This window comes from Kangiella sp. (genome assembly GCF_048265365.1).
Taxonomy (GTDB): Bacteria; Pseudomonadota; Gammaproteobacteria; order Enterobacterales; family Kangiellaceae; genus Kangiella.
On the sequence record NZ_JBLXBT010000002.1, the window covers coordinates 463,724 to 476,367 of the forward strand.

The following is a 12,644-nucleotide window of genomic DNA, read 5'->3' on the forward strand; positions in this document are numbered from 1 at the left end:
TTTGTTATTGGCAGTTCACAATGAGGCGACCATGGTGTTTTTTATCGATCAGCTCATCAAAATAAGGAGAGACATCCTCAAGTACGATTTCTTTACTGACGATTGTTTCAAAATCCGGCAATGGTAACTCTTTACCAAACTGATGCCAGATTTTAGTGCGCAACGGCATCGGACAATTGGTTGAACTGATGCCGAGCAAACTCACTCCGCGCAAAATAAAGGGAAAGACTTTTGCTTCAAGATCAGGACTTTGTGCCAAGCCGATAGACGCGACATTACCCCATAACTGGGTGTGGGCAATAATTTTGCTTAAGGTTTTGCCACCAATATTGTCAATAGCCCCACCGAACAAGGCTTTGCCCAATGGTTTATCGCTCATGCCAAGTTCATCTTCGCTGACCACACGGTTTGCACCTAATTCGTATAGATAGTCATGCATGCTTTTTCTGCTGGTCAGCGCAATCACTTCATAACCTAATTTGCTCAGCAAGTTAACCGCGATACTACCAACACCACCGCTTGCACCCGTAACAACAATCGGCCCCATGTCTGGATGTTGATCATTAACCTGCATTCGATAAATGGCTAATGCTGCGGTAAATCCGGCGGTGCCGATAATCATCGCCTGTCGAGCATTATAAGTTTCAGGAATTTTAATTATCCACTCAGACTTCACTCGTGCATATTGCGCCAGGCCGCCATCAAACTGTTCACCAATTCCACAACCATTGACCAGTACTTTATCGCCTGTCTGAAAGGCATCGTTATCCGACTCGACAATCACACCAGCCAAATCAATGCCGGCATTAAGTGGAAACTGCTTCATAATTTTGCCGCGGCCTGATGCAGCCAACGCATCCTTATAATTGATACTGGAATAGTCGACCCGGATCAGCACATCGCCTTCCGTCAGTTCATCGGCTTCCATCTGTACCAGTTGGTGATTAACCTTGGATTCTTTTCCTTCATTCTCAAAGACGCGACAGGCAAGAAATGACACAGTGACTCCTTATTGATTATGATTGGTAATAATGTTCCTAAAAGTGATATTAATTCGCGGCTCAGTGATAGCAGGCTCTTTCGGTACCTGATGCAGCCAACACTGCTGAGTATCTCCACGCATGACCAATAGACTACCAGATGTTAACGTCAGTTTGTGACGTAAATCTTTGTGTTTTTTATGCTTGAGTTGAAAGCTTCTGGGGGCTCCTAAACTCAGCGAAGCAATAATCGGGCGCCTTCCCAGCTCTGGCTCATCATCACTGTGCCAGGCAACACTGTCTTTTCCATCACGATATAGATTAAACAAGGCGCTGTTAAATTCAGCTCCACACGCTTGCTCTACTTGGCTTTTTAATGCCAGGAGCCTCTCATTCCATGGGACAGGATGATGTACCACCCCAGAATAGGTATAGCTGGCACCTTTATCGCCGTACCAGGCAGTCAGTCTTGGTACTAACCGCTCAACACCGGCAATTCGAATGGTTTCCTTTTGCCAGTCCACCAACTCCACTAGTTTCTGTAGCAGGTTATCCGCCACTTCAGAGGTCAAAAACTGGGCAAATAGCTCCAATTCAGCATTTTCAAGCTGAATAATTTCAGAAGACTGACCAAAGCACAAATTGGATTGTTGCATCTATACCACCCGCCAACTGTATAATTTTTAATCAAATTTAAGCTAAAACGGCCATTTCCCCTTGCTTTCAGGTGACTCCTAGCTAAACTAACGTGATCGTTTTATCGCTGATACTAGCGAAGAACATATAAAACTATAAATTTCGACAACATTAAGTTCAAATCCATTTTTTATAGGAGTCCGCCGACAATGACGGCCGAAACAAACCCAATACCAGAAAGCGAAAAAACCATATTAGGCCACCCTCGTGGCTTAGTCGTGCTCTTTTTTACAGAGATGTGGGAGCGCTTTTCTTATTATGGCATGCGCGCCCTTCTGATCATTTACTTAACGCAGCACTTCTTATTTTCAGACGAACGTTCTTCTGTTCTCTATGGTGCCTATACTGCCCTTGTTTACGTGATGACCATCATTGGTGGTTCACTGGCAGATAAATATTTAGGGGCAAGAAAAGCAGTGACCTTTGGTGCTATTTTGCTTGTGCTTGGCCATACGGGCATGGCATTTGAAGGTAGTGGTTCAAAAGAAATCATGACCTACAATAATGCTGAATACCAACTAACCTTAGATGGCAGAGGTGGAGACGCGACGCCGATCATTGTAACTGATAATGGCCAGTCACCAATCACCTATGGTGACAATCGATCCTTTACTATTGAGAATCCTGATGCAGTTGGTTTGCCGGCAAATATCAGTGGTAGCGATTATGAAACCCGAATTGTTCATCAACCTTTATACCTGAACATTCTTTACTTATCGCTAGCGTTAATTATTGCAGGTGTAGGTTTCCTAAAAGCCAACATTTCAACCATTGTTGGCTCTTTATATGGTTTCGGTGACACCCGCCGTGACTCAGGCTTCACGCTGTTCTATATGGGTATTAACCTGGGTTCATTCTTGTCTTCAATTACCTGCGGTATTATAGGTATCGTCTATGGTTGGGCATACGGTTTTGGTCTTGCAGGCATCGGTATGCTATTGGGGTTAGCGACCTTCCTTTGGAAGCAGGATTGGCTACAAGGCAAAGCTGATCCACCAAACCCTGCCAAGCTAAAAGAAAAAGCTTTCGCATTCATTAATTTCGAGTGGATGTGTTACCTGGTCGGCGTCGGTATCATTGCTTTATCCATGTTCTTTGTGATGAACCCGGACATTATGGGTGGCATCCTGGGCCCAATCGGCTTGTTAATGTTTGTCTACCTGATTGCATATGCCTTGATTAAACTTAGTGGTGATGAGCAGAAACGTATGTTTGCGGCCATCTACTTCATCTTGGCACAGATTCCGTTCTGGGCATTGTTCGAGCAAGCTGGCTCATCGTTAAATCTTTTCACCGACCGCTTAGTTGATCGTGAACTATTAGGCTGGTCAGTTCCAGCACCAGTGTTCCAGGCTCTGAATGCCTTCTTTATTTTCACCTTTGCACCACTTCTGGCATGGCTTTGGATTTGGCTTGCGAAAAAGAAATTAAACCCATCAACACCGGTTAAATTTGCCATGGGTGTTTTCTTGGCGGGTGCGGGTTATCTGGTACTAGTACTGGGTATGAAAGCTACCGGAAGCGCAGGTATGACTGCGGTTATCTTTATCTTCCTTATCTACTTCATCCACACCATGGGTGAGTTAATGGTTTCGCCAGTGGGTTTATCTGCTGTAACGAAGTTAGCGCCAGTGCAGGCCGTCGGTATGAGTATGGGTGCCTGGTTCCTGTATAGCGGTCTTTCAAACTTCTTGGCCGGTATCATCGCTCGTACCACGGGCGCTGAAACTATTGGTGGTCAGTTAACTGACGCAGCCGCTGCCAAAGCGACTTACATCGAGGTCTATTCCAATGTGGGTTATGTTGCTATCGGTATTGCAGTATTCATGCTACTGATATCACCATTGATTAAAAAGCTAATGGCTGGTGCGGATTAATCAATCTCACCGACCGCAAAAAAAACCCGACTTAAACGTCGGGTTTTTTTGTGCCTATAGGTTTCTATCTAACTGACTTTTCGCAAGACTAAAGCTTCACCATTTTGATTAACCTCAGTTTGGGAACCGAGCAGAGTGCTATGCTGATACCAACCTAACCTGTCCGCTAATACAGTGACTTCCCCAATTACAATTAAAGCCGGCGAAACGATCTGGTGCTGTTCAACAAGAATGGGTAGTTGTTGCAAAGTTCCCCGCACCACCCTCTGTTCTGGTAACGTACCATTCTCAATTATGGCAATGGGAGTTGCTCCATCTCGACCATGTTCCATTAAATTGCTGACCAGAGTTTCGTTTCGTAACAACCCCATATAGATAGCAACCGTTTGTTTCTCTCTGGCCAGGCTCTGCCAGTTGAGTTTATCAATAGAGTTGGCACAGTGTGCGGTGATGAACATGACGGTTTGCGCATAATCGCGATGAGTTAGGGGAATCCCGGCATAGCTGGCACAACCTGAAGCAGCTGTTATACCCGGCACTACTTCGTAATCAATGCCAGCATTGACCAATACTTCCAACTCCTCACCACCACGGCCGAATATAAAAGGATCGCCTCCTTTTAACCTGACTACTAAGAGCCCCTGCTTGGCATACTGAACTAGAAGTCGATTAGTTTCATCCTGAGTTACGCTATGATATTGCGCTCTCTTACCTACATGGACCAAAGTGGCATCCCGTCGTACCTGCTCTAGAATCTGTTCCGAAACCAAAGCATCGTGTAGCACGACATCAGCCGTCTGCAACACCTTAAGTGCCTTGACGGTTAACAGCTCAGCATCTCCGGGGCCGGCACCCACCAGATAGACTTTACCCTTTTGATTACCTGCATTTATCGCCTTATAGGTTTTGAGGTTTTCATCAAAGCCGCTCTTAAAGACAGTAGGATCAGCTATAGCCTGTTCAATATACCATTCAGAAAAATCACGCTTACTTTTTAGATTCGGGAACTTTTTTTTTATCCGCGGCCGATAGGCTTTTAATCTAGTCAGCAGCTGGCCTAAATTTGTCGGCAACAACCATTCAATTTTTTCACGGATTTTACGCGCCAGCACCGGTGAAACACCGCCCGTTGAGATGGCAACCAGCAAAGGTGAACGGTCAATGATGGCGGGCATGATAAAGGTACTTAAATCCAAATCATCCACCACATTGACCCATACCTTGCGCTTGCGTGCAGCGACACTGACCTGCTGATTAAGCTCACGATTGTCAGTTGCTGCAATGACTAAATAGGCCTCATCAAGCAATTGCTCAGTGAGTGTTTCATTGAATGCCTGTTGATAAAGCGGTAATTGATACTGTTCTACCAAAGCCCGAACATCCGGCGAAAAGTGCAAGGCAATTAAGCTGACTTTCGCTTTGGCCTTAAGTAGACTTTTTAGCTTGCGATGAGCAATTTCGCCACCACCAACAATGATGCACTGCTGATCCTGAAGACGTACTGTAATTGGAAAGTATTCCATAAGATGACACTAGATTAACCGTTTAGATGGCTATATCTAATCACCCTCTAACACCAAGCAAAAATAATCTTTAAGCAGTCATATATTCCTAAATAGAATATAGCGTCGAATCAAGAGGTTGAGTTGAAAGTTGAACGGCTTTAAGACAGATAAGTTAGCCGTTATAACTCTGTCTCATACTCCTGTCTCATACACCTGTCTCATAACCCCGAAAGGGTATCAACGTGCAAGCCACATTCTCGCACCACCCCACCGAAACGTGTTTCTTCTTCAGTCATATCACCACTTAGCGGACGCGTGCTATGAGTATCGCCAATCGAGACGTACCCCTTATGCCATAGAGGGTGATAAGGCAGCTTGTGTTTGTTCAGATATTCATGAATCGTTTTATTGTTCCAATCAATGATTGGATGAACTTTTAACCGTCCTTTAAACCCTTGCACCACGGGAAGCTGCTCGCGACTTTTTGCCTGCTGACGACGTAAGCCGGAAAACCAGATGTCGGTTTTCAATTCATTCAAGGCCCTATCCATTGGCTCGACTTTATTGCGAAGATTATACACTTCAATGCCTGATTTACCCTGTCGCCACTGCTCACCGTAGCGCGCTTCCTGCCAGGCCGGGCTGAGCTCACTGCGATACACTTTTAAATTGAGATTCAGCTTTGACTGTAACTGATCAATGAACTGGTAAGTTTCAGGAAATAAATAACCGGTATCAATCAGAATAACTGGAATATCAGGTACAACTTGCGTGACCATGTGCAGGCTGACTGCAGACTGAGCACCAAAACTTGAGGCCAATGCGGCATTACCCAGCAACTGCTCCAGCATAAACTCAATCCGCTCAACAGCACTTGAGGTTTCTAGCCGGCGATTAACCTGCTCTAACCAGTCTGTACTTGCTAATCCCATATCAATGCCATCCTGCGTTCTCTATAACTATGCATGGAAATCACGGCCATTATGTACCGCCAAGACATAACCCTGACGAATCACAAAATCACCAAATGATTCTGTTGGTTTGCGTAACTCAGCAAAGCTGGCAAATAGTGGCTCAAGCTCTTTCAAGATCTCGGCCTCATTAATATTTTCTCGGTACAGTTTGTTTACTCTGTCTCCCGTGTGACTAGCGCCCAAATAAAGGTTGTACTTGCCCGGTGCTTTGCCGACGAAACCAATTTCTCCAAGATAAGGTCGCGCACAACCGTTGGGACAACCAGTCATGCGAATATTAATCGGCACATCAGCAATACCATATTGTTCAAGTTGCTCTTCAATTTTGTCCAGCAGCGTCGGCAAATAACGTTCTGCTTCAGCCATTGCCAAGGCACAGGTTGGAAATGCCACACAAGCCAACGCATTGAGTCGGGTTGGTGTTTCGGTTTGTCCAATACTGATGTTGTGCTGCTGTAATATTTTTTCTATCGCGGTTTTATTTTCGTCACTGACATTGCTAATAATCAGGTTTTGATTGGGCGAACAACGGAATTCTCCGTCCCGACCTCCGCTTTGAATGCCATCGCTTTGTCCTACAAGAAGATCAGCAATTTTTAACAGCCCGCTAAATACTTGAGACTGTTCAGTATCCTTGATTCTGCCACTGTGGATATAGAGAGTCAGATGCCACTTTCCGTCATCAGATTTTATCCAGCCGTAACGATCACCATTATGCTCAAAACTAAACGGTTGAGCTGGCTGTAATGACCACCCAAGATAATCAGCCAAAACCTCTTTAAAACCTTCTACCGTCAAGCCATCAATGGTGTACTTTAAGCGTGCCAACTTCCTAACTTCACGATTGCCGTAATCGCGTTGCACTTTCAGTATCGACTCAACCACCTCTAGCGCTTGTTCAGGCTTACAAAAACCAATTACACTTGCCGCTCGAGGATAGGTTTCCGGATCATTATGACTAGAGCCCATGCCACCGCCGACCAGAATATTAAAGCCCTTTAATTTTTCACCGTCTGATATGGCAATTAAGCCAATGTCATTGGCATAAATATCCACATCATTATTAGGCGGTACAGCAATGGCAATTTTAAATTTTCGCGGTAAATAGGTTTTTCCATAAATTGGCTCTTCGGTACTTTCTACTTTCTCACCATCTAACCAGATTTCATGATAAGCATTGGTGTTTGGCAGCAAATGTTCGCTAATCTTTTTTGACCACTGATAAACTTCTGTGTGCAGTTTAGATTGCTCAAATAAAGGATTTGCCATTACATTACGGTTAACATCGCCACAGGCTGCAATCGAGTCCACCAGGGCCCTGTTGATCCCTGCAATTGTTTTCTTGAGATCACGCTTAACGATGCCATGCCATTGATAGGTTTGGCGCGTGGTTAAACGCAAACTACTGTGTCCGTAGTCTTGAGCGACTTTGGCCAGCACCTTGTACTGCTCTGCCGATGCAACCCCACCAGGTAAGCGCGCACGAATCATAAATGAGTATAGCGGTTCCAGTTTTTGCTTGCGTCGCTCTGCACGCAAATCTCGATCATCCTGTTGATAGGAACCGTGGAACTTGATGATCATCTGATCGTCATCAGCAATTGCACCGGTAATCTCACTCTGCAAACTTTGTTGCAAAGTTCCGCGCAAGTAATTGCTGTTTACTTTTATGCCTTCAACCGCAGTATGCTTTTGTGGGTCATAAATGGTTGGCTTTACTTTACTCATTAGTACACATCCCGCTGGTATCTTTGATTGATTTTTAATGCTTTCAAATATTGTTTAGCTGCTTCTTCGTCACGTTGGCCCTGCTCTTGAATTATGGTCAGCAAAGCTTGCTCAACATCTTTTGCCATTTTGTGCATATCACCACAGACATAAAAATAAGCCCCCTGCTCTAGCCACTGCCATACTTCGACGGCATTCTCAAGCAGCTTATGTTGCACATAAACTTTTTGTTCGCTGTCACGAGAGAAAGCCAGATCCAGTTTGTTTAATAGACCAGAGCTAACATATTTTTGGATTTCAACCTGATACAAGAAATCGGTGTCAAAGTGAGGATTGCCAAATATTAACCAGTTTTTTTCTGTGCAGTTGCTTGCCGCACGCTCTTGCAAAAACGCTCGAAAAGGTGCAACGCCAGTACCCGGACCAACCATAATGATCGGTGCATCGACAGCGGGTAATTTGAACTTTGGATTATGTTCAACAAAAATGCTGACCGCCTCACCCTCGCTTAAGGTTTGGGTTAAATGATGACTGGCCAGCCCATAGCGTTCGCCATAAGGGTTATTGACGGATATATGATTTAAAGTCAGATGGACTTCATCTTCGAATTCTTGCTGACTCGACGCAATTGAATACAAACGCGGCTTAATGGGTTTTAAAATATCCACCAACTGTTGAGCTGTGATAGTCGGTCGTGCAATGTGCAACAGATCAATGAACTGATGGTTGGTTATAAACTCACTGTAGCCACTGTCATAAATTTCCTGTAACTGAACGCTTGCTTCCAATTCTAACAAAGCTTTAATGGTAGCTTTGCTGACCAGAGTCAGCTCGGCATATTCTGTTAGATAGTGTTTTAGTGTTAAGGTCTGATTGTGATAATCAACTGATACTTCTCCATCAAGAGCTAATAAAGAAATAATGTCCTCCACTAAAGGTTGCTGGTTGTGGGCAACAATTCCCAAAGCATCACCAGGCTGATAGCTTATGTTGGAATCTTCTATGTCGATTTCAACGTGATAGGTTTCTTTGGGCGAGCCCCTACCGGTGATTTTCTGAATGGTAGCAACGGTTGCTTTGAAAGGATTGTCTTTGTTATAGCTAGTGTTTACTTCTGCTATGGGAGTACTTGATGAACCAATCACTGCATTAGATGTAACTAGAGAGGCACTTGACTGTGTAGCACTGGTCTGAGCAACTAGCGCTGTCACTGCAACTGAGACCTGATCAATCCATTGCGCTGCAGGCTGCTGATACTCAACATCACAGAGTACAGGTTCAATTAACTCCTGCGCCCCCAGCTTACTAAAGCTCTGCGCAAAATCTTTAGCTGTCTGGCAGAAGAATTCATAACTTGAATCGCCCAGACCGAGCACTGCAAAGCTTAGGTCCTTTAGCAAAGATCCTTTCGACAAAAGCTTCTTGCTGGTTAGCGCCTCGTACAAATCAATCGCATCATCCGGTGGCTCACCCTCGCCATGCGTCGAAGCTACCAACAATATGGCTGAATAGTTCGCCAGCTCTTTTACCGTAATTTCCAACGACGATTTCAATTCCGTAGCAATAGACTTAGCGTGCAAATGGTCAAAAAGCTGTTCAGCTATGGATTGCGCATTACCAGTCTGTGAAGCATAGAGCACCAGAACGGGCTGGGCTGATTTCGAACCTGATTTTGAATCTGACCCTGCAACAGGATTCGCTTCAGGCAGGTTGGCCACATCAGGTACAGAAATGTTTTCAGACTGATAATCAAGCAGCCCGGCACAGTAGCCGCTGAGCCAACTGATTTCCTGGGCGCTTAAATTGCGGATTTGATGAAGCAACTCATCATTAAGAGGTTTTCCTCCGAAGTTGCTTAACTGGTGTTCTTTTACGGTCACGTCAATACATCAATGGGTCATTGGGAGACACATTATTGACGTATAGACGTCTATCCTCTACGAATTAACGACCATAACTGTATGACCTAAAGTTATATAAAGAGGATTAACCGTTTTCTACTGACGCCTTTCTATTGACGCCTTTCTATTGACGCCTTTCTATTGACGAGCATGGCGCTGATTGTGGCAGATTTTACCACTGACGTTTGAACGCCATGGATTGATATCCAAACCACCACGACGGGTATATCGTGCGTATACGGTTAATTCAGACGGTTTGCAGTGGCGCATGATGTCGATGAAGACGCGCTCCACACACTGCTCATGAAATTCATTATGGTTTCGGAAGGAAATTAAATATTTGAGCAGCGATTCTTGATCGATTTTCGGGCCTTTATACTCAATTGAAATACTAGCCCAATCTGGCTGCGAGGTGATAAGGCAGTTGCTTTTCAATAAATGGCTATACAAAGATTCAGCCACTACTTCATTAGATTCAAGCGCCAATAACTCTGGTTGATACTGATAACCGTCTATTTCAATATCCAGCTCATCCAGCAAAACACCTTGCCATTCTTTAACTGGCACGGCGTGGTTATACTCCTCGACGTTAAACAGCTTTACCGAAACACGGGTTGCTGCGGCTTTGGATAAATCATCGGTTACCGTTTTTTCCACCGCTTGCCAGTCAGCGAACCGGGTTTGGTTTAATGAATTGAGATAGAGCTTAAAAGACTTCGACTCGATGATGTTGGTGCTGATGCAGTCAAACTCAAATACCGCAATGGCCACTTGCGGTTTACCTTTGGCATTGAGCCACGATAGCTCATAAGCGTTCCAGATATCCGAGCCGTGAAAAGGGAGTTCACCCTGAATATTAATCTCATCGCGCTTCAGCTGACGCGCAACCGGAAACAACAACTCAGGCTGATATTGAGAGGGATACTCAACCTGCTTGCCTAATGGGATATCCTGTGGTGATAAATCGTTTTGCATAAGGTTACTGCGGCGGTTTTTTAATCTTACGTCGGAAATAAACCGTGATTTCTTCGCGGTCATGATACAAATGTTTAGCCTGCCAGAAATAATCAATGGCCGCTTCTTCCAGTTCGTCACAAATCAAACCAATACACTCGTTAACTTCTTGAAAGCGTTTCTTCATCGGTAGTTTTAAGTTGAAAATAGCATGTTCGGTTTTACCCGCTACCAACCACTTGGCCATTAACTTGGCGACCAGAGAAGGTTTTTCCACCATATCACAAACCAGAATGTTAACCGGCTTTTCCGGCATCCAGGCTAACGCGTTTTCTTGCAGATGAATCACATGCTCGGTCTGCATCAACTTTTTATCCATAGTGCCGTTATCGATCGCTGTCACCTGCAAACCTTGTTGTACCAGCTGATAACTCCAACCACCTGGCGCTGCGCCCAGATCGACTGCAGTGTTGCCTAACCGCAAAACCGCTCTGCGCTGCTTGCCGGACATTAGGGTATTAATCGCTTCTTCCAACTTTAAGGTAGAACGACTCGGTGCATCCTTCGGCAACTTCAGACGTAAAATACCGCCTTTCAATTCAGAAGCTCGCTCCTCAGGAGAAAACCCAACCAGACAATGATCGGTTGCCAAAAACAACAGATGCAATTGAAATTCACTGTCATCATGAATTAGACCCTGCTTCTCGAGAGCAATCGTCACCGGCGTAGAAAACTTTTTACAAAACTTCGACATCTCGCGACCTTCGTCGCTGTCCAAGTGCTCAACCAGCACCCTTTTCGCCATAGCCACTTCACTGCACACTTCAAGAATCGGTGTAATCCGATCCTCAACAGGCAGATCAATTAACTCGGCTTTGGCCCAGAACCACTGACGCACAAAGATCAGCTCATGGATATCCAGCTCTTCAAAAAACGCCTGCTCACTCACCTCATCAAACAGGAAAAACCGAACATAACCTGAGTTTGGCGTGGTATTAGCATATCCTGCCAAATCACAGGCGCTGGCAAAAGACTGTACCTCAGCGGCACAATCCGACTCAAAGCCCGGGCGACAGAAAAAGACAAAAGGCGTTTGATTCATGAAACCTTACTATTCATGGTGAAAATATGGAGGGCATTCTATCACAGTGATATAGCTACTAAATACATATTCAGACTATCAATTTAGCAGAAATAACCCAATGTTGAGGAGCGAGATCCTGCAAGTGAGAAGGCTACCTCCTACGATGTTAAAGCCAGCTTAGCTGGCTTCTAGATTAGGGATTCCTATCACATAGTGATAAAATCGCGCCAACTTAACCATTAAAATCGACATCATGGCTCATTACACCAAATCTGATATCCCTGGACTGAAACAGGATCTTCAATTCGAGGACTCTTTGTGTGGTTTCCCGTTGCAGTTTAAAACTACCTGGGGCTTATTCTCGCCACGCAATATTGATGACGGCACTATCATGTTGCTGAAGTATATGGATATTGAGCCAACCGATCATTGTCTGGATCTGGGCTGTGGTTATGGCGCGTTAGGTATCGCTATGGCGAAACAGGCTCCTCAAGGCAAAACATTGATGGTAGATAAAGATTTTGTGGCGGTGGATTATGCCAACAAGAACTGTGAGTTAAACGGGGTGGCCAATGCAACCGCTCGCCTGAGTAACGGTTTTAGCACTGTGACAGAGAAACACTTCAACGTTATCTGCTCTAACATTCCGGCTAAGGTCGGCAATGAACTACTCTATATCTTCTTGCAAGATGCCTGGGATCGTCTGGAACCGGGCGGCACTTTCTATGTAGTCACTATCACTGGCTTAAGAGAATTCATGAAAAAGGCTTTTAAGGAAATCTTCGGTAACTACAAAAAACACAAGCAGGGTCCTGCCTACACAGTGGCCAGTGGAACTAAGATATCTTAGCCTCAGAATAGCCCTGAAATCCCCTGTCTATATGGGATGTGATGCTTTGAGATAAATGAAGTGTCACATTGTCATGTCAGCGTCAAAATTCTGTA

Annotated in this window: 10 protein-coding genes; 2 read left to right on the top strand and 8 right to left on the bottom strand. The window is 44.7% G+C overall.

Going from position 1 to position 12,644, the window contains the following annotated elements; genetic code table 11:
* Positions 1 to 4: 4 nt before the first annotated feature.
* Together ACN0VI_RS11290 and ACN0VI_RS11295 are read right to left on the bottom strand one after the other, a co-directional pair.
* Entirely contained in the window at positions 5 to 1,000 is a 996-nt protein-coding gene (locus ACN0VI_RS11290) for a YhdH/YhfP family quinone oxidoreductase (protein ID WP_417446867.1), read from the bottom strand.
* A gap of 9 nt (positions 1,001 to 1,009) precedes the next feature.
* The gene (locus tag ACN0VI_RS11295; protein WP_417446868.1) at positions 1,010 to 1,636 is read right to left on the bottom strand and encodes an alpha-ketoglutarate-dependent dioxygenase AlkB family protein; all 627 of its coding nucleotides are present in this window, start codon (positions 1,634 to 1,636) and stop codon (positions 1,010 to 1,012) included.
* A gap of 189 nt (positions 1,637 to 1,825) precedes the next feature.
* Between ACN0VI_RS11295 and ACN0VI_RS11300 the strand changes: the two genes are divergently transcribed.
* Positions 1,826 to 3,553, top strand: a complete 1,728-nt coding sequence (locus ACN0VI_RS11300) for a peptide MFS transporter (protein WP_417446869.1) — start codon at positions 1,826 to 1,828, stop codon at positions 3,551 to 3,553.
* A 68-nt stretch (positions 3,554 to 3,621) separates the two neighbouring features.
* Here ACN0VI_RS11300 and cysG read toward each other — a convergent pair whose 3' ends face one another.
* The 6 genes from cysG to rlmM form a co-directional block, all read right to left on the bottom strand.
* Positions 3,622 to 5,076 (bottom strand): siroheme synthase CysG, encoded by a 1,455-nt coding sequence (gene cysG / locus ACN0VI_RS11305; protein WP_417446870.1) that lies wholly within the window; start codon positions 5,074 to 5,076, stop codon positions 3,622 to 3,624.
* A gap of 200 nt (positions 5,077 to 5,276) precedes the next feature.
* Positions 5,277 to 5,990, bottom strand: coding sequence for a phosphoadenylyl-sulfate reductase (locus tag ACN0VI_RS11310; protein WP_417446871.1), 714 nt, complete (start codon positions 5,988 to 5,990; stop codon positions 5,277 to 5,279).
* Between the two features lie 27 nt (positions 5,991 to 6,017).
* Positions 6,018 to 7,760 (bottom strand): assimilatory sulfite reductase (NADPH) hemoprotein subunit, encoded by a 1,743-nt coding sequence (gene cysI / locus ACN0VI_RS11315; protein ID WP_417446872.1) that lies wholly within the window; start codon positions 7,758 to 7,760, stop codon positions 6,018 to 6,020.
* A complete protein-coding gene (locus tag ACN0VI_RS11320; RefSeq protein ID WP_417446873.1) occupies positions 7,760 to 9,640 on the bottom strand; it encodes an assimilatory sulfite reductase (NADPH) flavoprotein subunit in 1,881 nt (626 codons plus the stop codon). The genes cysI and ACN0VI_RS11320 overlap by 1 nt, the downstream gene beginning before the upstream one ends.
* A 159-nt stretch (positions 9,641 to 9,799) precedes the next feature.
* The gene (gene queF / locus ACN0VI_RS11325) at positions 9,800 to 10,636 is read right to left on the bottom strand and encodes an NADPH-dependent 7-cyano-7-deazaguanine reductase QueF (RefSeq protein ID WP_417446874.1); all 837 of its coding nucleotides are present in this window, start codon (positions 10,634 to 10,636) and stop codon (positions 9,800 to 9,802) included.
* A gap of 4 nt (positions 10,637 to 10,640) precedes the next feature.
* Positions 10,641 to 11,717, bottom strand: coding sequence for a 23S rRNA (cytidine(2498)-2'-O)-methyltransferase RlmM (gene rlmM, locus ACN0VI_RS11330; protein WP_417446875.1), 1,077 nt, complete (start codon positions 11,715 to 11,717; stop codon positions 10,641 to 10,643).
* 235 nt (positions 11,718 to 11,952) lie between these two features.
* Between rlmM and ACN0VI_RS11335 the strand changes: the two genes are divergently transcribed.
* Positions 11,953 to 12,549 (top strand): class I SAM-dependent methyltransferase, encoded by a 597-nt coding sequence (locus tag ACN0VI_RS11335; RefSeq protein ID WP_417446876.1) that lies wholly within the window; start codon positions 11,953 to 11,955, stop codon positions 12,547 to 12,549.
* The last annotated feature ends 95 nt before the right edge of the window (positions 12,550 to 12,644 follow it).